Here is a 20,234-nt window from a genome sequence, read left to right as displayed (position 1 = left end):
CCCCAACCCGACCGATACCGGTCTCAGCCCATCGAGAACCTGCGGACGCTCCCGCAGCAGGTCCAGGAAGGAACGTTCAACATGAGTAAAAACAGGATCTTGGTCGTCGACGATGAAAAGCTGATCTCCTGGTCCCTCGCCGCCAGCCTCAAAAAGGACGGTTACGAGGTGGACACGGCGGCTTCCGGTGCGGAGGCCGTGCAGAAATTCGGGAGTTTCAAACCGGATCTGGTCATGCTGGACATCTGCCTTCCCGACACCAGCGGTCTCGAGCTTTTGAAACGGTTCAAGGCGGCCAACGAGGACCTCTACGTCATCATGATCACCGCCTACGCCAACGCGGACTCCGCCGTGCAGGCGCTGCAGGACGGCGCGGAGGATTACTTTGGCAAGCCCTTCAACCTCGAGGCGGTCAAGCACGTGGTCGAGCGGGCCTTCGAGAAACGTCGGCTCAAGAAGGAGGTCGACTACTTCAGAAACGAGCTGCGCAGGAAGTCGGACCACGAGAAGATGGTGGGCAACAGCCCCAAGATGATCGAAGTCTTCAAGATGATCAAGATCTGCGCCGACGCCGATGCCAAGACGGTGCTCATCACCGGCGAGAGCGGGACCGGGAAGGAGCTGGTCGCCAAGGCGATCCACTACCACAGCGCGCGGGCCGACGCCCCCTTCATCGAGGTGAACTGCGCCTCCATCCCCGAAAACCTGTTGGAAAACGAGCTCTTCGGCCACGAGAAGGGGGCCTACACCGACGCCTCGCGCCGGCAGAAGGGTGTTTTCGAACTGGCCGAAGGGGGATCGGTGTTCCTGGACGAGATCGGGGACATGCCCTACCAGATGCAGGCCAAGATCCTGAAGGCGACCGAGACCAAGCGCTTCAGGAGACTCGGCGGCCAGGAAGACGTCGAGGCCAACGTCCGGATCATCACCGCGACCCACCAGGACCTCCCCCGGATGGTCAAGGAAGGGAAGTTCCGCGGCGACCTTTTCTTCAGGCTCAACGTGATGAACATCTGCCTCCCGAAGCTTCGGGAGCGCAAGGAGGACATCGAGTCGCTGGTGCAGTACTTCATCGAGACGCTCAACGAGGAGTACGGCAGGAGCATAACGCATGCGGCGCCGGACACACTGGAGTACCTGACCAGGTACGACTGGCCCGGCAACGTCCGCGAGCTGCGCAACTGCATCGAGCGCCTGATGATGCTGGAACAGGGGAAGGTGCTGACCCCGGAGTTCCTGAACCCGGAAATCAAACAGAGCAGGGTCGCGGCGCAGGACCCCGAATCCTCCGGGGTGATCAGCACCGACTTCGCCGGCGAGCACATCGTGCTTCCTTCCACCGGCATCTCCCTGGAAGAGTTGGAAAAAATGCTGATCCAGCTGGCTTTGAAGAAATCCGGCGGGAACCAGTCCAAGGCCGCCAAGTTCCTGAAGACCAGCAGGGACACCCTGCGTTACCGGATGAAGAAGTTCGGGCTTTCCGATTCGGGCAAGGAAGGGGAGAACGAGAATTTGGAGACGCCGGTCGCAGGCAGCGGCGTGCCCCACGCCTCCGCCGACGGCCTGAGGTGGGCCTGACCCCACCCGGCTCACCCCCAGCGACACCCCAGGCAAAGGCAAAAAGACGGCCCGAAGGGAAGCTCCCTTCGGGCCGTTCTGCGTCCGGGCTGCCCGGGCTAGACCTTCTCGATCTTCGCCCTGTGGCGCAGCTCGGTCAGAAAGGCTGCCACCGCCTTGCGGGTCTGCTCCATCTTCAGGTACTGCACGATCTGGAACTTCACGTCCTCGAAGCGGTCGGTGGAGGGGGCGATCCGCTCCTGCAGCTTGATGATGTGATAGCCGAACTCCGTCTCCACCACCTTGCTGATCTCCCCGTTTTTCAGGGCGAAGGCCGCCTTCTCGAAGGGAGGGGTCATCTGCCCCTTGCCGAAGACGCCCAGCTCTCCCCCCTTGGTGCGGCTGGGGCAGGTCGACTCTGCCTTGGCAACAGCGGCGAAATCCTCCCCCTTTTGCACCCTCTTCAGCAGCGCTTCCGCCTTCTCACGCGCCTTTTTCTTCTCCTCGGCGCTCCCCTTCTGGTCCACGCTCACCAGGATGTGGCTGGCCCGCAGGCGCTCACCCTTTTGGAACAGTTTCGCCTTGTTGTCATCGTAGAATTTCCTGGCCTCGTCGTCGGAGCAGGTCGCCTTGGCCGAAAACTGCTGGTCCACGAAGTGGTTAACCACGATCTCCCTGCGCATCGACTCGCGCACCTCGGCCTCGGTCATCCCGGCTGCCCGCAGCGCCTTTTCGTATTCTTCCTTGGTGGGAAAGGCGGCCCGGTTTTTCTGGTATTGCTGCTCGACCAGCTGGTCCAGGTTCTTGATTTCCAGCTTTTTCCCTTCCTGGTAAAGAAGCTCCGCCGAGGTCAGCTGTTCCAGGGCGACGGCGGTCGCCTTCTTCATCTGTTCCGGCGGCAGGGCCTGGTTAACCCGGTTTTGCGCCAGGAGGGTCTTCACGGCACGGTCCAGCTCCGGCTTGGTGATCGCGGTTCCGTTCACCTTGACGACGGGGGCACCGCCGCCCCCCTTGTCAGAACAGGCAGGAAGCACGCACAGGGCCAGTACGGCCATTGTGGCCGGGATCCAATTCTTCAACGCAGACATGAAAATCTCCTTTTATGAAATGTACGCCTGAAACTGCTGTGAAAGAGCAAGAGCCGTACCCAGAAGGGACCGGAACCCGAGCCGGGCGCCTCGCCACGTTGCCGCACCGGGGGGATTCATGTAATGGCATGTAATTGCGATGGTTTGCCGGGTACCGGTTCTCCTTGAACGCGGCTGAGCCCGGGGTGCCGTGACGCTGCCCGGGAGGGGGTGGGGCATATCGCACACACGTGGGGAAAGCGGTCACCTTGCCTTAGTCGACATGCGCGGGAAGCTTTCGCGACGAAAAAGGCCGCACCTTGCGGCGCGGCCGAGCTGCTGCGGATCCCTAGCGTCCACTTCCTTCGGTGCTTCCAGCGCCTGTGCCTTGGCTGCTCCCCATGTTGCCGCTTGGGCCGCCCATGGCCGGGGTGCCGTAGTTAGGCTGGGTGCCGGTGACGCCGGTCCCGGTGCTCCTCCTGGTCTGTTTTTTGGACTTCTTGCCGCTTTTCTTTCTTTTCTTCTTGGTCTTCTTCGTCTCCGGCTTGGCAGGTTCGGCGCTCCCCTGGTCGCTCTGGGTCCCGGTCGACATGCCGGTCCCCGGGCCGACAGAGGACCCCGTATCGGTTCCGGTCGTGTCTGCCGCCCAGACCATTCCAGCGAAGGATACGGCTACCAGTGTGGCTACGATGGTGGATAGCACTCTATTCATAGTCAGCCTCCCGAATTTGGTAAACAACCGCCACACTATAGCACAACATTAATTTTTATCAATTGACAGTCGCTTTTTCCCGCTACCCATACACCCGGCGTTTTTTGACCATGGCCGCTTGACATATTATTTCAACATGGTTATAAATTTCTAATTCAATATCACACAAAGGAGAGCGGCACGTTGAAAAAGATGAAACCCTTCGATCTGGCCCACGAACAGTACCAGCTGCTGATGGCGAAGTTCAAGACCACCAAGGACCTGCGGGAAAAGAACATCCTCTTCAGAAGGCTCACCAACCTCCTGGCAGTCATGGAATTCCTGATCTCCATCCACAAACCGCACTGAGCGGGGTTTCTCCATAGGGACGCATGCAGCGCCCGGCGGTATCCAGTGTGCGCGACCTTACAGCCTTGCCTTTGGACCGGCAGTGATATCCTTTATGCAATGATGCTATAATACTGTCAGTCCTGGTGAAGGCTTATGAGTATTCCCGCCCATAGCACCGCTTCCCTGCAACTCCGTCCGACACGCCTTTGGTTTGCCGCATCCTACCTGCTTGCCATGCTCCGCGAGGAATTCTTCGCCCACTGGCGCGGGGCAGCCCGTGGCTTCGACCTGGACGAGGTGCATGACCTGCGGGTGGCCTCGCGCCGACTGCGCGAGGGGCTTGCCCTTTTTGCCCCCCTGCTGCCGGGCAAGAAGGTGGCACGGCTGTCGCGCAGGGTGAAAAGGCTCACCACCCTGCTGGGAGAATTGCGCAACATAGACGAGGCGCTGCTCTTTTTCTCAGGGCTGGAACCGGAAGAGACGAGCGGCTGCCGCGCCGAGCGCGAGGAATTGCTGCGATCGCTATCAAAGGAGCGGGAGATCACCCGAGAGGGGCTGTCCGGGACGCTGGCGGGGTTCGGCGCGGGGAAACTGCAAAAGGAACTGGGCGGGTTGGCGAAGAGACTGAACCCGTTCCAAGAACGCGAAGCCCCCGGGTTCGACCCCTTCACCGAGGTCGGTCTCTTTGCCGAAGGGGCGTTTGCCGAGCGGGTCGAACTGGTCGAGGAACTCTTCCCGGCGGCGCTGCGCGAAGAGGACACGGTGGCACAGCACAGACTGCGCATCGCCTTCAAGAAGCTGCGCTACCGGCTGGAGATCCTGGCACCGCTTCTGGAGGACGGGGGGGAAGAGCTGCGCCGGCTCCTCAAGCGCTACCAGGACCTCCTGGGGAAACTGCACGACCTGGACGTCTTTGCGGAGATGGCAGAGCAGCGCTTAGCGCCGGGGACGGGACGGGACGAGCTGCTGCAACTGCTGGCGGCCCACCGGGGCGCGCTCTTCGCCGGCTTTGCTCAGACGAGCCGGGAGCAGCCGCTCGAGCCCCTGACGAGGCGGGTCAGCTTGGAGCTGCGCCTTCCCCACCAGCCATCCCCAGCAGGAACGCGGCCGTAGCTTGGCAGACGCGCACGGCGAAGGCGAGGTTCAGGGTCTCCAAGGTGTCGCTTGGCTCGTGGTAGTGGGGATTGCGGAAGTTTGTGGTATCGGTCAGCATGATGGCGGGGTAGCCGGCATCCCAAAAGGGTGCGTGATCGGATCTGCGGGTATCGGGCAGGAGCTCGCCGTTGTCCGGCACCACCAGGGGCACCACGGGGAGGGCGATATCGAAGCTGTCCGCGGCCAGCGCAAAGCGTGCCACCACCCCCTGCGCGAGCTCGTTGCCGATCACGGCCAGAAAATCACCGTTGGGCGGCACCTGCAGCGGCACTCCTGCCGGAGCGGCCTGGCGCACCGAGCCGCCGGCGAACGCCACCGATTCCAGCACCACCACGGCTTCAATTTCCCACCCCTGTTGCAGCGCGAAAGCGGCCAGGGCACGGCTCCCCCTGAGGCCGGTCCCGTGCCCGTCCCGGTCCGAATTCTCCTCAAGGTTCACCCCGACGAACTGCAGCGTCAGTTCCGGCCGCCACTCCTTGAACATCGTGGCCAGCTCCAGAAGCAGCGCGACGCCGCTTGCGTTGTCGTCCGCCCCCGGAGAACCGGCGACGGTATCGAAATGGGCCAGCACCAGGACCCGTTTTTCAGGGCGGCGCGTCCCCAGCCTGGTGGCGACCACGTTGTGGTACTCCTGTCCGCCGTCGAAAAAACCGTGCAGGTCGACGGCGTACCCCAGTGCGCGCAGCGTGTCTTCCAGGTAGGAGCAGGCCCGCTGCAGGGCGGCGGGTGCCGCCACGGGATGCCGGACCCCCACGAGGAACTTCAGGTGTTGCTCGATCCGGTCCCTGGAGACTGCAGACAGCGACCTTCCCTTACCGGCGGCTCCAGGCGGGGTGCTCACTTCAGCGCCTCGAGTTCCCGCTCCAGCCGTTGCACCCGGGCATCGTCCTCGCGCACTTCCTCCAACTTCTTGTAGTAGGCGGCACGGGCGGCGCTCGACGAAGACAAGGCGCGGTTCTTACTGACGTAGGGATTCTTCTCGTCGGTCGTCTTCCCCTCGGCAAGCTGTTTCTGGAATTCCCTGGCCTCGTCCGGGGTCGGGGTGCGTCCCTTGGTCACCATCCACTTGTGATGCAGCTTCTGTAGCTCCTGCTTTTTCCCCTCCAGGCCGCTTCGAGCCTGGGCGAGCTCGGCGGCAACACGCGCCCGCTGCGTGCTCTCGGCATCGGCAGCGGTTGCCGCGGCGGCAGCTTCCTTTGCTGCCGGGGGCGCCGCCGGAGCTTCCGGCTTCGGCACGGTCGCCGCGGGCTTCGCGGCGCTCGCCGGATCGACCTCCCGGGCGCGCTTTAGGTACTTGTCCGGGATGCGGTCGGAGTCGTCGGTGAAGTGAACGGTTCCGGCATCGTCGCGCCACTGGTAGGTGCCGCCCAAGGCCAGCGGGGGCGCTGCAAGGAGAAAAACCGTGGCAACCATCGTCGTTCGTCGCATGTCCCCTCCGGGAATGGCAAAAAGGTGCAGTCCAAGGGTGAAGATAATATGCAAGTAGCCGCGTTTGTCAATTTTCTTTTGCCGCGTCTCATCTTTTCAGATCGCAGGGCGGCCGCTCCCGTGGAGCGTGGCGTGCCGGCAGACGCAAAAGGGCCGGGGAAAACCCGGCCCTCTCTGTTGCCGCAGCATCGGTTGCCGTTACTGCTTTCCTTCCCCGCCGAAATCCAGAGCCGCCAGCTTCGTGTAGTAGTCGAAGCGGTCCGCGGCCCAGGCGCTCGCCTTCTGCATCAACTGCTCGGCCACCTCGGGGTTCATCTTCCTGAGCACCTTGTAGCGGTTCTCGCCCCCCGCGTACTCCTCGAAGCTGGTCGTCGGGGCCTTGCTGTCCAGTTGCAGCGGGTTCCTCCCCTTTTCGGCCAGTGCCGGGTTGTAGCGGTACAGCGGCCAGTAGCCGGAGGAGACCGCCTTCCTCTGCTCGTCCACGCCGCGGGTCATGTCGATGCCGTGCGCGATGCAGTGCGAGTAGGCGATGATCAGCGAAGGTCCGTCGTGGGCCTCTGCCTCGATGAAGGCCTTGACCACCTGGCCGGGGTTCGCCAGGGATACGGACGCCACGTAGACGTGGCCATAGGCCATGGCCATCATGCCGAGGTCCTTCTTGGCCATGGACTTGCCGCCGGCGGCGAACTGCGCCACCGCGCCGATCGGGGTGGACTTGGAGGCCTGCCCGCCGGTGTTGGAATAGACCTCGGTGTCCAGCACCAGGATGTTGACGTTCTTGCCGGAGGCGATGACGTGATCCAGGCCGCCGTAGCCGATGTCGTAGGCCCAGCCGTCGCCGCCCACGCACCAGACCGACTTCTGCACCAGGTAGTCCGCGATGGGAAGGAGCTGCGCCGCGGCCTCCTCGTCACAGCCGGCAAGGGCTTCCTTGAGCCGGGCCACCCTCAGCCGCTGCGCCTCGATGGCGGCCTGCCCGGACTGCTCGGCGTCCAGGATCTCCCGCATCAGGGGGGCGATGGTCGTGCAGGAGCCGCAGCCGCAGTCAAGAAGCTGCTCCAAAAGCTCCCGGGCCGCCTGGCTGAACTTGTCCACCGCGAGCCTCATGCCGTAGCCGAACTCAGCGTTGTCCTCGAAGAGCGAGTTGGACCAGGCCGGGCCGCGCCCGTCGGCCCGCTTCGCCCACGGCGTGGTGGGGAGGTTGCCGCCGTAGATCGAGGTGCAGCCGGTCGCGTTGGCGATGAGCGCCCTATCGCCGAAGAGCTGGGAGAGAAGCTTCAGGTACGGCGTTTCCCCGCAACCGGCGCAGGCGCCGGAATACTCGAACAGGGGGCGCACCAGCTGGCTGCCGCGCAGGGTGTCCAGCTTTACCACCGCCGGATCGAGGTCGGGAAGCCCCAGGAAGAAGTGGTAGTTGGCGGCCTCGGCCGCGCGTAAGGGGGGCTGGAACCGCATGTCCAGCGCCTTGTGCCCCGGGTTCTCTTTGTCCTTGGCCGGGCAGTTGTGGGCGCATGCGCCGCAGCCGGTGCAGTCCTCGGGGGCGACCTGGAAGGTCACCTTGTGCTCCTTCAGCTCCGGCATCTTGGAGTCGGCGCACTTGAACCCTGCCGGCGCGCCGGCGAGTGCCTCGGCCGGGTAGGCTTTCACCCGGATGGCTGCGTGCGGGCAGACGAAGGAGCAGATGGCGCACTGGATGCAGAGCTTTTCGTCCCAGACCGGGATCTCCACCGCGATGTTGCGCTTCTCGTACTGCGAGGTCGCGGTCGGGAAGGTGCCGTCGATCGGCATGGCGGAGACCGGGAGGTCGTCGCCGAAGCCGGCTATGATGCGGCCGGTGACCTCCTTCACGAAGTGGGGAGCGCCCGCCCCTACCGGCGGCGGCATGGTGATGGTGCTGGAGGTTACCGCGGGGACGGCCACCTCGTGGATGTTCAAAAGCGCCTGGTCGACGGCGGCGTTGTTCATGGCCACCACCTTCTCGCCCGCCTTGCCGTAGCTCTTCTTGATGGCCCCCTTGATCTCTGCGATGGCGCTCTCAAGCGGAATGATGCCGGAGATCTTGAAGAAGGCGGTCTGCATGATCACGTTGATGCGGGCGCCCAGGCCGAGCTCCTCGGCCAGCTTGATGGCGTTGATTGTGTAGACCTTGAGCTTCTTATCGATGATCTGCTTTTGCACCTCGACCGGCATCTTGTCCCAGACCTCGCTCTGCTCGAACGGGGAGCAGAGCAGGAAGGTGGCGCCAGGCTTCGCCTTGCCCAGCATGTCGTACTTCTCCAGGAAGGTGAAGTTGTGGCAGGCGACGAAGTCGGCGTTGTCGATCAGGTACGGCGCGTTGATCGGCTTCTTCCCGAAGCGCAGGTGCGAGGTGGTGATGGTCCCGGCCTTCTTGGAGTCGTAGACGAAATAGGCCTGGGCGAAGTTGTCGGTCGCCTCGCCGATGATCTTGATGGAGTTTTTGTTGGCCCCCACGGTGCCGTCGGAGCCAAGGCCGAAGAACATGGCCTCGTAGGTCCCCTCCATCCCGGTCCTGAAGGAGCTGTCGTAGTCGAGGCTCGCGCCGGTCACGTCGTCGTTGATGCCGACCGCGAAGTTGCTCCTGGGCTGCGCCTCGTTCAGGTTGTCGAACACCGCCTTGGCCATGGCCGGGGTGAACTCCTTGGAGCCCAGGCCGTAGCGCCCCCCGACGATGGTGGGGTACCCGACGAAGTTGCTGAAGCCGGCGGCCATCCCCTCGCCGATGGCGGTGCGTACGTCCAGGTAGAGCGGCTCGCCCAGCGCCCCCGGTTCCTTGGTGCGGTCGAGGACCGCGATCCTGCGCACCGAGGCGGGGAGCGCCTCGACGAAGGCCTTGAGCGGGAAGGGGCGGTACAGGTGGATCTTGACCACGCCCACCTTCTCGCCCAGCGCGTTCAGGGTCGCCACCGTTTCCTGCACGGTGTCCGCGCCGGAGCCCATGATCACGATGACCCGATCGGCGTCCGGCGCGCCGGCGTACTCGACCACGCTGTATGCGCGTCCGGTGAGCGCCGCGAACTTCTCCATCTCCTTCTCCACGATGTCGATGGTGGCCGGGTAGAAGCGGTTCACCGTCTCGCGCCCCTGGAAGTAGACGTCCGGGTTCTGGGCGCTGCCGCGCAAGACCGGGCGGTCCGGGGTGAGGCAGCGGGCACGGTGCGCGTTGACCAGCTCGTTGTCGATCATGGCGCGCATGTCGTCTCGGGAGAGCGCCTCGACCTTCTGCACCTCGTGGGAGGTGCGGAAGCCGTCGAAGAAGTGCAGGAACGGGATCCGGGAGCGCAGGGTCGCCGCCTGGGCGATCAGGGCGAAGTCCATCACCTCCTGCACGTTGTTGGAGCAGAGCATGGCCCAGCCGGTGGCGCGGCAGGACATCACGTCCGAATGGTCGCCGAAGATGGACAAAGCCTGGGTGGCAAGCGCCCGGGCCGAGACGTGGAAGACGGTGGAGGTGAGCTCGCCGGCGATCTTGTACATGTTCGGGATCATCAGCAAGAGCCCCTGGCTCGCCGTGAAGGTCGTGGTGAGGGCGCCCGCCTGCAGTGCGCCGTGCACCGCGCCGGCGGCGCCGCCTTCGGACTGCAGCTCGGAGACCAGCGGTACCGTCCCCCATATATTCTTCTCACCCGCGGCGCTCTTCGCGTCGGAGATCTCCCCCATGACCGAGGAAGGGGTGATCGGGTAGATCGCGATGACCTCGTTGGTGGCGTGGGCCACGTGGGCGGCCGCGGTGTTGCCGTCGATGGTTACCATTTTTCTGCTCATGCTCTAGCTCCTCTTTACATAAATGCAGTGAAGTTCTGGTCCCATCTCCCGAGCCGGCGCTACGGCGCGCCCTGCCAGGGAACCATGTCCTGCAGGGCCTCCCGCATCAGGTCGGACACCTTCATGTTCACTTCCTTGGAAATCTTCTCGATGGTCTCGCGCTCCTCGCGGCTCACCCGCACCGAGAGCACGTGGTAACGTGCGTTTTCTTTCTTTTTCATGACGATCTCCGCCGCCACCTCGCGGTGGCGCCCTTTCTCGCTACGGTGTGTAGACCTTGAGCAGCGCCTGCGCCATCTCGGCCGGGGTCGCCGCGACGCTGATGCCGCACTCCTTAAGGACCGCCACCTTCTCGGTCGCGGTCCCCTTGCCGCCGGAGATGATCGCGCCGGCGTGCCCCATCCGCTTGCCCGGGGGGGCGGTGACCCCGGCGATGTAGGCCGCCACGGGCTTCGACATGTTCTCCTTGACGAAGCGGGCCGCCTCCTCCTCGGCGCTGCCGCCGATCTCCCCGATCATGATCACCGCCTCCGTGTCCGGGTCCTCCTGAAACAGGCGCAGGCAGTCGATGTGGCTGGTGCCGTTGACCGGGTCGCCGCCGATCCCAACGCAGGTGGACTGCCCGAGGCCGATGCTGGTCAGCTGCCAGACCGCCTCGTAGGTGAGCGTGCCGGAACGGGAAACGACGCCGATCTTGCCGGGCTTGTGGATGTAGCCGGGCATGATGCCGATCTTGCACTCGCCGGGGGTGATCACGCCGGGGCAGTTGGGGCCAACCAGCCGGGTCTTCTTGCCCACCAGGTACTGCTTCACCTTCACCATGTCGAGGACCGGGATCCCCTCGGTGATGCAGCAGACCAGCTCGACGCCTGCGTCCACCGCCTCCATGATGGAGTCGGCGGCGAACGGCGGCGGGACGTAGATGACGCTCGCGGTGGCGCCGGTCTCGTGCACCGCCTCGGCGACCGTGTCGAACACCGGGAAGCCGTCGATCACCGTCCCCCCCTTGCCCGGGGTGACCCCACCCACCATCTGCGTGCCGTACTCGCGGGCGCCCTGCGCGTGGAACAGGCCGGTCGCGCCGGTGATCCCCTGCGTGATGACCTTGGTGTCCTTGCCGATCAATATGCTCATGGCGTCCCTCCTAGGCGGCGGCCGCGACGGCGGCCACGATTTTCTGCGCACCGTCGGCCATGCCGTCGGCGGCTACTATGTTGAGGCCGCTCTCGGCCAGAAGCTTCTTGCCCAGCTCCACGTTGGTCCCCTCCAGGCGCACCACCAGCGGCACCTGGATCCCCACCTGGCGCGCCGCCTCGATGACGCCGGTCGCGATCACATCGCACTTCATGATGCCGCCGAAGATGTTGACCAGGATCCCCTTCACGTTCTTGTCCGAGAGGATGATCTTGAACGCCTCGGTGACGCGCTCGATGGTGGCCCCGCCTCCGACGTCCAGGAAGTTGGCCGGGTCGCCGCCGTAATGCTTGATGATGTCCATGGTGGCCATGGCGAGACCGGCGCCGTTCACCAGGCAGCCGATGTTGCCGGAAAGGGAGATGTAGGAGAGGTCGTGCTGGGAGGCCTCGATCTCGTTGGGGTCCTCCTCGTCGAAGTCGCGCATGTCGCCGATCTGCAGGTGCCGGAAGAGGGCATTGTCATCGAAGCCGAACTTGGCGTCCAGGGCGATCAGCTCCCCCTCCGCGGTGACCACCAGCGGGTTGATCTCCAGCAGCGAACAGTCGCAGGCGATGAAGGTGGCGTAGAGGTTGGTGAGTACCTTGACCGCCTTGCCGGTCAGCTTCCCCTTCAATCCCAGGCTGAAGGCGATCTTGCGGCACTGGAACTGGGTGAGCCCGACCAGGGGATCGACCGCCTCGGTGACGATCTTTTCCGGGGTGTTGGCTGCCACCTCCTCGATGTCCATCCCCCCTTCGGTGGAGGCCATCACGGTGACGCGGGAGCTGCCGCGGTCCACCAGAAAGCTCACGTAGAGCTCGTTGGCGATGTTGCAGCCGTTCTCGACCAGCACCCGGTGCACCACCTTCCCTTCCGGGCCGGTCTGGTGCGTGCGCAGGGTCATCCCCAGCATGTCGCGGGCGATCATCTGCACCTCGCTGGAGGTTCGCGCCAGCTTGACGCCGCCACCCTTGCCGCGTCCGCCTGCGTGGATCTGCGCCTTCACCACCCAAGGGCCCTCGCCCAGGCGCTTGGCCCATTCCCTGGCGCTCGCGCCGTTGTAGCAGACATGGCCGTCGGGAACCGGCACACCAAATTTCCTCAAGATCGCTTTGGCCTGGTACTCGTGGACGTTCATACTCCCTCCTTAAAGCCTCTGTTTTAGCAAACCTGCCAAGGGTACAACATTAACCGATTCTTGTTTTATTTTGACCGAAAAACGGGGGTCAACGTCGCACCACACTCATATACTCCCCTGACAAAAATTTAGCAAACACTTTTATAATGCTTCGATAAAAAAATTGGTAAGACCAAGATTACAACCAGGATCCAAGACACATCCTTGTCATCCACCTTCTGCAATTCAATCGAACGAATGTTTGAATTATCGGTATTTACAGTCAAATAAAAGGACTAGCAGAAGGGGCGAAGGGACGGGAGCGTGATCCTAGAACAGAGCCGGCAACGTTATTTGGTTACATTGTAATACAGCGATATTCACCACCAACCAAGGGGACAAACGTTCACGCGCGAAAATAAAACACAGCGTAAACATCTCATGGTCCCGACACAAAAAAATCCCCCACTCCTCGCCTGAACGGGAGGAATGGGGGACCGGGACACGCGGTCCCGCGGCTAGGGATTCTGGGCGTCCACCACGGCGATGGCGGCCATGTTCACGATGTCGTTCACATCGTCACCGCGCTGCAGCACGTGCACCGGCTTATTCATCCCCATGAGGATGGGGCCGATGGACTCGGCGCCGCCCAGGCGGCGCAAGAGCTTGTAGCAGATGTTGCCTGAGTTGAGGTCCGGGAAGATCAGCACGTTGGCCGGGGTCTTAAGCTTCGAGAAGGTGAAGCCGTCCAGAAGCTCGGGAACCACGGCGGTGTCCGCCTGCATCTCACCCTCCACGACCAGGTGCGGCGCACGCTCCTTGACCAGTTCCGCTGCGCGCTTCACCTTGTTGGCCTGCGGATGGTCCACCGAACCGAAGTTGGAGAAGGAGAGCATGGCGATCCTCGGCTCGATGTCGAGCATGGCGACCTTCTCCGCGGCGAGGATGGCGGTCTCGGCCAGCTCCTCCGCGGTCGGATCGATGGTCACCGTGGTATCGGCCAGGAAGTAGACCCCCTTCTTGAACACCATCATGTACAGGCCGTGCACGCTGGAAAGCCCGGCCTGCTTGCCGAGCACCTCGAGGGCCGGGCGGATCGTCTCCGGGTAGTGGGTGTCGATACCTCCCAAAAGCGCGTCCGCGTGCCCCTTGTGCACCATCATGGTGCCGAAGTGGGTCCTCGATTTTCTGCGCATGATGCGGCTACTCTCGGAACTGGTGATACCCTTCCTCTGCCGCAGCCGGTAGAGTTCCTCGGCGTACTCCTCGGTGAACTCCGACTCGGTCGGGTCGACGATGGGGACCTCCAGGTCGAGGTTCAGATCGTCCATCTTCTGCTGGATCTTCTTGCGGTCACCCACCAGAATCGGCTGGGCGATACCCTCCTCGACCAGGATCTGGGTCGCGCGCAGGATCTTCTCGTTGTCACCCTCGGGGAAGACCACCTTCTTGGGGTCGCTCTTCGCCTTGTTGATGACCATGCGCATGATCTCCTTGGAGCGCCCCTGCGAACACTCCAACTGCTCGATGTACTTCGCCATGTCCTCGATGGGCTGGCGTGCCACGCCGGTGTCCATGGCGGCCTGGGCGATGGCCGGCGCCACGTGCAACAGGACCCGCGGGTCGAACGGCTTGGGGATGATGTAGTTCGGCCCGAAGGAGAACTTCTCGTTGCCGTAGGCCTTGGAGACCGAGTCGGGTACCTCCTCCTGGGCGAGCCGCGCCAGCGCGTGCACCGCGGCAAGCTTCATCTCCTCGTTGATCGCGGTGGCCCGCACGTCCAGCGCGCCGCGGAAGATGAAGGGGAAGCCGAGCACGTTGTTCACCTGGTTCGGATAGTCGGAACGGCCGGTGGCGATGATCACGTCGCCGCGCACCGCGTGCGCCTCCTCCGGGGTGATCTCCGGGTCGGGGTTGGCCATGGCGAAGATGATCGGGTTGGGCGCCATGCTCCGGATCATCTCCGTCGTGAAGGCCCCTTTCACCGAGAGGCCGAAGAGGACGTCGGCGCCGTTGGCTGCCTCCTCCAGGGTGCGAAACGGTGTGTCGGCGGCGAAGAGCTCCTTGTAAGGGTTCATCCCCTCGACTCTTCCCTTGTAGATGACCCCCTTGGTGTCGCACATGATCATGTTGTTCGGCTTGACACCCAGGGCGATGGCGAGCTTCGCGCAGGAGTTGGCCGAGGCGCCGGCGCCGTTCACCACGATCCTGATGTCCCCGATCTTCTTGCCGGTAAGCTGCAGCGCGTTCAAAAGGGCCGCCGAAGAGATGATGGCGGTGCCGTGCTGGTCGTCGTGGAAGACCGGGATGTTCATGGTCTTTTTGAGCTCTTCCTCGATGTAGAAGCACTCGGGGGCCTTGATGTCCTCGAGGTTGATGCCGCCGAAGGTCGGCTCCAGGAGCTGGCAGGCCTTGATGATCTCGTCCGGGTTCTCGGTGTTGAGCTCGATGTCGAAGACGTCGATGTCGGCGAAGCGCTTGAAGAGGATCCCTTTCCCCTCCATGACCGGCTTGCCGGCCAGCGCCCCCAGGTTGCCCAGGCCAAGGACCGCGGTGCCGTTGGAAACGACGGCCACCAGGTTCCCCTTGGCGGTGTACTTGTAGGCGTCATCCGGGTTCTGCTGGATGGCGAGGCAGGGCTCGGCGACCCCCGGAGAGTAGGCAAGCGACAGGTCTGCCGCGGTCTGGCACGGTTTGGTGGCGACGACTTCGATCTTCCCTTTCCTGCCGTTTGAGTGGTAGTCGAGGGCTCCCAGTTTCTTACTCATCTATGCATTCCTCCTCGTTCAGCCATTTTTTGGTTCAAAAAAAGAGGGCAGCAGCAACAATGGTGCTAGCCCTCTCTCGAGAAGCCCCTCTCGGGGCGAAATGAAGGGGGCGGCCCGGCCGCCCCCGTGAAAACGCTATGCCTCTTCCGGCTCCGGCTCCAAGAGCCCCATCTCGGGCTCCTCCTCGATCTCCTGGTGGTTCAGCACGCGGGACATACGCTCCATGTCGAGCTCGTTCTCCCAGCGGGATACCACCACGGTGGCGACACCGTTGCCCACCAGGTTGGTGAGGGCGCGCGCCTCGGACATGAAGCGGTCGATCCCAAGGATCAGGGCCAGTCCCGCCACCGGGATGGTCGGGATGGCGGCGAAGGTCGCGGCCAGCGTCACGAAGCCGCTGCCGGTGACGCCTGCGGCACCCTTGGAGGTGAGCATCAGCACGCCCAGGATGGTCAGGGTCTGGGTCATGGTGAGCGGGGTGTTGGTGGCTTGCGCCACGAAGATGGCGGCCATGGTCAGGTAAATGGAGGTGCCGTCCAGGTTGAAGGAGTAGCCGGTCGGGATGACCAGGCCGACGACGGACTTGGTGCAGCCGAGGTTCTCGAGCTTCGCCATCATGCGCGGCAGCGCCGATTCGGAGGAGGAGGTCCCCAGTACGATCAGGAGCTCTTCCTTGATGTAGGAGATGAACTTGAAGATGTTGAAGCCGCAGATCTTGCCGATGGTGCCGAGCACCACGAAGATGAACAAGAGGCAGGTGAGGTAGAAGCTACCCATCAGCATCCCCAGTTTCGCCAGCGAGCCCAGGCCGAACTTGCCGATGGTGAAGGCCATGGCCCCGAACGCACCGATGGGGGCGAACTTCATGATCAGGTTGACCACCCCGAACAGTGCGTGGGAGACGTCATCGATGAACTTGTAGATCGGCTTTCCCTTCTCGCCGAGCGCGGCGAGGGCCAGGCCGAAGAAGATGGCGAAGAAGAGCACCTGGAGGATCTCCCCCTTGGCGAAGGCGTCGACCACGCTGTTGGGGATGATGCTCAGGGCGAAATCGGCGAAGCTGTGCGACTTGGCCGCGGTAGCGGTGTAGGTGGCGAGTCCTTTCGTATCCAGCTTGGTGACGTCGGCATTCATGCCCACACCGGGCTGGATCACGTTGATCACCAAAAGGCCGATGCCGAGCGCCACGGTCGAGACCACTTCGAAGTAGAGCAGCGCCTTGCCTCCCACGCGTCCCACCTTCTTCATATCGTCCATGCCGGCGATGCCGGTTACCACGGTACAGAAGATAACCGGGGTGATGATCATCTTGATCATCTTGATGAAGCCGTCGCCCAAAGGCTTCATGGCCGCTCCGGTGTCAGGCAGGTAGTAGCCAAGCGCGACACCGATGGATATCGCCAGCAGCACCTGGAAGTACAGAACCTGGTAGAACTTCTTCGTTTTCATGGTCTCTCCTTTTGATTGGCTCTCGTGAACCTGGATTATAGATCCGACAAAGGCGTTAGCCGATAACACTGTTTGACACTCCATATCAGCAAGAGCGGTACCAAGAGGCCGTATACGGATGCAAGTCGTCGATTTTACATCGGAAAATAATGTTTTACGAACGAAAGTGGCCCAAAAAGGTATTAACCAAAGTGAATACCTTTGTTGTTGCAATCGGGGAAGTGTCTACGTTTCGGGAAGATGCAGGCGCTTAACCATGGTTAAGGAGTTAACCTAGGTTAAGACCATTGGTGCTGCAGCGGGGGATGAGGCGCGGACAAAGTGTATTTCGGGGCGGGTGGAGAAAAAAAAAGTCGCGGCGGCCGCGGCGGAGAGGAAGGTGGCTCTCCGCCGCGTAGCCTACTTGCGCGACATCTTGAGACGCTTGTTGAGCGCGGGTGCGGAGATGCCCAAAAGCCGCGCCGCAATGGCCTGCACACCGTTGGAGCGGCTGATGGCCTCCTCCACCAGCAGCTCGGCAGCCTCGACGAAGGTGGGGAGGCGCTCGAAAGTCGCAAACGGGTTTTGACTCTGGAGCGGCGGGTTGGCCGTGTCGCGGCTCTGCCCGATCGCCTTGAGGAAACTCTCCATGGAAAGGATGCGATCCTTGTGCAGGCTGACCGCGTTGTAGACCATGCCGCGCAGCTCGCGGACGTTGCCGGGGAAGCTGTAGGTGGCAAGCACCTGGGCCAGCTCCTTTGGGGGGGTGGGCTTCTTCTTCCCCAGCGACTTGGCCGCCTCGTTCAGGAAGTAATCGAGCAGCAGCGGGATGTCCCCAACCCTCTCCCTTAACGGCGGAATGCTGATGCGGTGGGTGCAGAGACGGTAATAGAGGTCGCGACGGAACTCCCCCGCCGCCTCCCTGGCGGCCAGGTCGCGGTGGGTCGCCACCACGATGCGCGCGTTCATCCTCTTGGGGCGGTCGCCGCCCAGCGGGAAGTACTCCCCCTCCTGGAGCAGGCGCAACAGCTTCACCTGGGAAGCGATGCTCAGGTCCCCTATCTCGTCCAGAAACAGCGTGCCGTTGCCGGCCTGCTCGATCATGCCGGGGCGGGCCTGGTCGGCGCCGGTGTAGGCGCCGCGCACGTGGCCGAACAGCGTGTCAGCGAAGACCGTGTCGTCGAGCCCGGCCACGTTGACGGCGACCAGCGGCCCGGAGCAGCCGCTCAGGGTGTGCACCGCGCGGGCCACCAGTTCCTTCCCCACCCCGCTCTCACCGGTGATCAAAAGCGGCTGGTGGCTGGGGGAAACCGCCTCCACGTAGTTGAACAGGTCGTGCATGCGGGGGTCGCAGGTGACGATGTCCACGAAGGCCTCGGGGTGCTTCAGCTCCCGCGACAGCATCCGGTCCGACATGGTGCGGAACTCCTGCTGCAGTTCGAGGATCCGGACGGCGCGCAGCACCCCGCTCACCAGGCGGTCCTCCTCGTCGGTCTTGACGATGTAGTCGAAGGCACCCAGCTTCATGCAGCGCACCGCCGTCTCCAGCTGGTTCATGCCGCTCACGATGATGGTCATGATGCCCGGGTGGCTCTCCCCGATCTGCTGCAACAGCGTTTCACCGCAGGGCTGCGGCATGGTGAGGTCCAAAAGCACCAGCCCGATCCCCCCCTGGTCGAGGAGCCCCATCACCTCCCGGCTCTCCTGGCAGGTGACGATGTTGTTGATCCCGGCGCAGCTCTTCAGGGTGAGCGCGAACGACTTGAGCCAGGCCGGCTCGTCGTCCACCAGAAGGATGCCAAAGGCGGGGAAAAGGGTCTTTTTCATGTCGACGGACTCCTGTCGGGGACGGGAAAAGAGAGGGTCACCGTGGTGCCCGCCCCCGGGTTGGACTGGAACTGCAGGGCCCCGCCGTGCTCCTTGACGATCCCCGCGGAGACGGAGAGCCCGAGGCCGGTGCCGCCGCTCTCCCTCTTGGTGGTGAAGAAGGGATCGAGCAGGTAGGGAAGGTGCTCCTGCGCCACCCCCACCCCCTGGTCGGTGACCTGGAGCAGGACCTGGCCGCGCTCCGCGTCGTAGCTGGTGCCGAGAAACACCCCGCACTCGCGGTTGGGGAGTGCCTGGCAGGCGTTCAGCACCAGGTTGACGATGACCTGCTCGATGCGCTGGCCGTTGCCCGAAATCTGCGGCAGCGACCCGTGGAAGACGGCCTGGAAGTGGTCGGTGGAGGAGCGGATGGTCGGGTCCACCAGGCGCAGCGCGGTCCTCGCCACCGCATCCAGGTCGATGAGCGATTTCTGCCCCATGTCCTTGCGGGCGAAGTCCTTCAGGTCGTTGACGATACGCTTGATGCGCTGGGCGCCGTCCTGCATCTCGTCCAGGATGCGCGGGATCTCGTCGCGCATCTCCGAGTAGGGGACCCCGCCGAGCATGAAGTCCCCCTGCTCGCAGTAATGCGCCTCCAGGATCTCCTCCGCGTCGTCATGCACCCGCTTCAGCACCGGGATATCGAGAAGGAGCAGGCCGTTGGGGTTGTTGATCTCGTGCGCGACGCCGGAGACCAGGGTCCCCAGCGAGGTCATCTTGTCGGCCTGGATCAGCTTGTCCTGGTGGCGCTTCAACTCCTCCAGGGCCTTGTTGCGCTCGGCCACCTCCTGGGCCAGCGCCGTGGTCCGCTCCGCCACCCGCTTGTGCAGGGTCTTGGACCAGAGCACCGTCACCGCCAGGATGATCAGCAGGGGAACCAGGACCATCGCCCCATACCTGAGGGCCAGTTCGCGGGTCACCCTGGGTGGATCGTTCACCCCGAGCCAGCGGTTGTAGATCTGGGCGTACTGGCCGGTCTTGATGACGATGGCGAGCCCCTCGTTGAAGCGGGCCAGGAGCTCCTTGTCGCCGCGCTCGACCGCGTAGCAGTACTGCTCGCTCACCACGGCCTTCGCGACCGGAACCAGGTTGGTGAGGCGCAGTTCGCGGATCAGGTAGATCCCGGGAAGTTGCGCCACCACCGCGTAGTCACCCTGCCCCGAGGCGAGCAGCCTGAGCGCCTCGGCGGGCGTGGGGGTGAGCACCAGGTCCTTTTCGAACCCCATCTGCTTCAGGCGCTCGTGCATGATGCCGGCCTGGAAGACCAGCACCTTCCTGCCGCGCAGCTCCTCCAGGCTCTTGACCGGTTTGGCGTCGCGCCGGGCGAAGATGGCGTGGTGCACGATGGTGTGCGGCGGCGAGAATTCGACCGAGTTCAGGCGCTGCGCTGAATAGGAGAGCCCTTGCAGGATGTCGATGCTGCCGTTTTGCAGCCCGGCGCGCATCTCGGACCAGTTGCCGAAGACAAAGCGGACCTTCATCCCCATCACTTCGGCGATGGCGCGGGTCAGGTCGACGTTGTAGCCGGCGGGGTTGCCGTCCCTGTCGATGAACTCATAGGGGGGATAGGCGCGGTCCCCCCCCACCACGACGGTCGCGGGAGCCTGGTGCGCGGGATCGGGGATGAACTCGGCGAAGGCGGCAAGACACAGCGGGACCAGCAGCAGGAAGAGGGCGAGCAGGGTGATGCCGGAGCGGAGCTGGGGGAAGCGGGGCCGAAAACTTTTGCCGAAGCGCTGCTTTTTGCCTGTCAAGGCGTGGTGGACCACTGCTCCATCCTTAAAGCTGGGGTGCGGCCTCCCCCGCCGCCGGACGGCAGCGGGAAGGCCCATCACACTATCGCACGC

Annotated in this window: 15 protein-coding genes; 3 read left to right on the top strand and 12 right to left on the bottom strand. The window is 63.5% G+C overall.

Going from position 1 to position 20,234, the window contains the following annotated elements; translation table 11 throughout:
- Positions 1-81: 81 nt before the first annotated feature.
- Positions 82-1,578 carry a sigma-54-dependent transcriptional regulator gene (locus KP003_RS04165; protein WP_216790683.1) on the top strand — a complete coding sequence of 499 codons (1,497 nt, stop codon included), beginning with the start codon at positions 82-84 and terminating at the stop codon, positions 1,576-1,578.
- A gap of 98 nt (positions 1,579-1,676) precedes the next feature.
- Here the strand turns inward: KP003_RS04165 and KP003_RS04160 are convergent, their stop codons facing one another.
- Positions 1,677-2,645 carry a peptidylprolyl isomerase gene (locus KP003_RS04160; RefSeq protein WP_216790681.1) on the bottom strand — a complete coding sequence of 323 codons (969 nt, stop codon included), beginning with the start codon at positions 2,643-2,645 and terminating at the stop codon, positions 1,677-1,679.
- 328 nt (positions 2,646-2,973) lie between these two features.
- Positions 2,974-3,336 (bottom strand): hypothetical protein, encoded by a 363-nt coding sequence (locus KP003_RS04155; protein ID WP_216790680.1) that lies wholly within the window; start codon positions 3,334-3,336, stop codon positions 2,974-2,976.
- A 183-nt stretch (positions 3,337-3,519) separates the two neighbouring features.
- Between KP003_RS04155 and KP003_RS04150 the strand changes: the two genes are divergently transcribed.
- Together KP003_RS04150 and KP003_RS04145 are read left to right on the top strand one after the other, a co-directional pair.
- Positions 3,520-3,684, top strand: a complete 165-nt coding sequence (locus KP003_RS04150; protein ID WP_216790678.1) for a hypothetical protein — start codon at positions 3,520-3,522, stop codon at positions 3,682-3,684.
- A 135-nt stretch (positions 3,685-3,819) separates the two neighbouring features.
- Complete coding sequence (locus KP003_RS04145; protein ID WP_216790677.1) at positions 3,820-4,779, top strand: CHAD domain-containing protein; 960 nt, start codon at positions 3,820-3,822, stop codon at positions 4,777-4,779.
- On the opposite strand, the gene KP003_RS04140 is transcribed toward KP003_RS04145, so the two are convergent.
- The 10 genes from KP003_RS04140 to KP003_RS04095 all read right to left on the bottom strand — a co-directional run bounded on the left by KP003_RS04140 (position 4,724) and on the right by KP003_RS04095 (position 20,156).
- The gene (locus tag KP003_RS04140; protein ID WP_216790675.1) at positions 4,724-5,662 is read right to left on the bottom strand and encodes a M28 family peptidase; all 939 of its coding nucleotides are present in this window, start codon (positions 5,660-5,662) and stop codon (positions 4,724-4,726) included. The genes KP003_RS04145 and KP003_RS04140 overlap by 56 nt on opposite strands.
- Positions 5,659-6,249 (bottom strand): DUF4124 domain-containing protein, encoded by a 591-nt coding sequence (locus KP003_RS04135; protein ID WP_216790673.1) that lies wholly within the window; start codon positions 6,247-6,249, stop codon positions 5,659-5,661. Before KP003_RS04135 ends, KP003_RS04140 begins: the two co-directional genes overlap by 4 nt.
- Before the next feature lie 198 nt (positions 6,250-6,447).
- Entirely contained in the window at positions 6,448-10,032 is a 3,585-nt protein-coding gene (gene nifJ, locus KP003_RS04130; RefSeq protein WP_216790672.1) for a pyruvate:ferredoxin (flavodoxin) oxidoreductase, read from the bottom strand.
- 59 nt (positions 10,033-10,091) lie between these two features.
- Positions 10,092-10,253, bottom strand: coding sequence for a DUF6290 family protein (locus KP003_RS04125; RefSeq protein ID WP_216498480.1), 162 nt, complete (start codon positions 10,251-10,253; stop codon positions 10,092-10,094).
- Between the two features lie 40 nt (positions 10,254-10,293).
- Positions 10,294-11,166 carry a succinate--CoA ligase subunit alpha gene (sucD, locus tag KP003_RS04120; RefSeq protein WP_216790670.1) on the bottom strand — a complete coding sequence of 291 codons (873 nt, stop codon included), beginning with the start codon at positions 11,164-11,166 and terminating at the stop codon, positions 10,294-10,296.
- A gap of 10 nt (positions 11,167-11,176) precedes the next feature.
- Positions 11,177-12,346, bottom strand: a complete 1,170-nt coding sequence (gene sucC / locus KP003_RS04115; protein ID WP_216498482.1) for an ADP-forming succinate--CoA ligase subunit beta — start codon at positions 12,344-12,346, stop codon at positions 11,177-11,179.
- Between the two features lie 497 nt (positions 12,347-12,843).
- Positions 12,844-15,093 (bottom strand): NADP-dependent malic enzyme, encoded by a 2,250-nt coding sequence (locus KP003_RS04110; protein ID WP_216498483.1) that lies wholly within the window; start codon positions 15,091-15,093, stop codon positions 12,844-12,846.
- A 135-nt stretch (positions 15,094-15,228) separates the two neighbouring features.
- Entirely contained in the window at positions 15,229-16,542 is a 1,314-nt protein-coding gene (locus KP003_RS04105; protein ID WP_216790667.1) for a dicarboxylate/amino acid:cation symporter, read from the bottom strand.
- A gap of 399 nt (positions 16,543-16,941) precedes the next feature.
- Positions 16,942-18,348, bottom strand: coding sequence for a sigma-54-dependent transcriptional regulator (locus KP003_RS04100; protein ID WP_216498485.1), 1,407 nt, complete (start codon positions 18,346-18,348; stop codon positions 16,942-16,944).
- A complete protein-coding gene (locus tag KP003_RS04095) occupies positions 18,345-20,156 on the bottom strand; it encodes a transporter substrate-binding domain-containing protein (protein WP_217300390.1) in 1,812 nt (603 codons plus the stop codon). Before KP003_RS04095 ends, KP003_RS04100 begins: the two co-directional genes overlap by 4 nt.
- Between the last annotated feature and the right edge of the window lie 78 nt (positions 20,157-20,234).

Origin of the sequence: Geomonas diazotrophica (assembly GCF_019063885.1) — a bacterium.
In the GTDB taxonomy this organism is placed as follows: Bacteria; Desulfobacterota; Desulfuromonadia; order Geobacterales; family Geobacteraceae; genus Geomonas; species Geomonas diazotrophica.
Note: the sequence above shows the minus strand (reverse complement) of the source record. Positions and strands in the feature narration are given on the sequence as shown.

Excerpts from the sequence above, each read along its gene's own strand:
- KP003_RS04165 (WP_216790683.1), top strand. The coding sequence starts at position 82 with ATGAGTAAAAACAGGATCTTGGTCGTCGACGATGAAAAGCTGATCTCC.
- KP003_RS04160 (WP_216790681.1), bottom strand. The coding sequence starts at position 2,645 with ATGTCTGCGTTGAAGAATTGGATCCCGGCCACAATGGCCGTACTGGCC.
- KP003_RS04155 (WP_216790680.1), bottom strand. The coding sequence starts at position 3,336 with ATGAATAGAGTGCTATCCACCATCGTAGCCACACTGGTAGCCGTATCC.
- KP003_RS04145 (WP_216790677.1), top strand. The coding sequence starts at position 3,820 with ATGAGTATTCCCGCCCATAGCACCGCTTCCCTGCAACTCCGTCCGACA.
- KP003_RS04135 (WP_216790673.1), bottom strand. The coding sequence starts at position 6,249 with ATGCGACGAACGACGATGGTTGCCACGGTTTTTCTCCTTGCAGCGCCC.
- nifJ (WP_216790672.1), bottom strand. The coding sequence starts at position 10,032 with ATGAGCAGAAAAATGGTAACCATCGACGGCAACACCGCGGCCGCCCAC.
- KP003_RS04125 (WP_216498480.1), bottom strand. The coding sequence starts at position 10,253 with ATGAAAAAGAAAGAAAACGCACGTTACCACGTGCTCTCGGTGCGGGTG.
- sucD (WP_216790670.1), bottom strand. The coding sequence starts at position 11,166 with ATGAGCATATTGATCGGCAAGGACACCAAGGTCATCACGCAGGGGATC.
- sucC (WP_216498482.1), bottom strand. The coding sequence starts at position 12,346 with ATGAACGTCCACGAGTACCAGGCCAAAGCGATCTTGAGGAAATTTGGT.
- KP003_RS04110 (WP_216498483.1), bottom strand. The coding sequence starts at position 15,093 with ATGAGTAAGAAACTGGGAGCCCTCGACTACCACTCAAACGGCAGGAAA.
- KP003_RS04105 (WP_216790667.1), bottom strand. The coding sequence starts at position 16,542 with ATGAAAACGAAGAAGTTCTACCAGGTTCTGTACTTCCAGGTGCTGCTG.
- KP003_RS04100 (WP_216498485.1), bottom strand. The coding sequence starts at position 18,348 with ATGAAAAAGACCCTTTTCCCCGCCTTTGGCATCCTTCTGGTGGACGAC.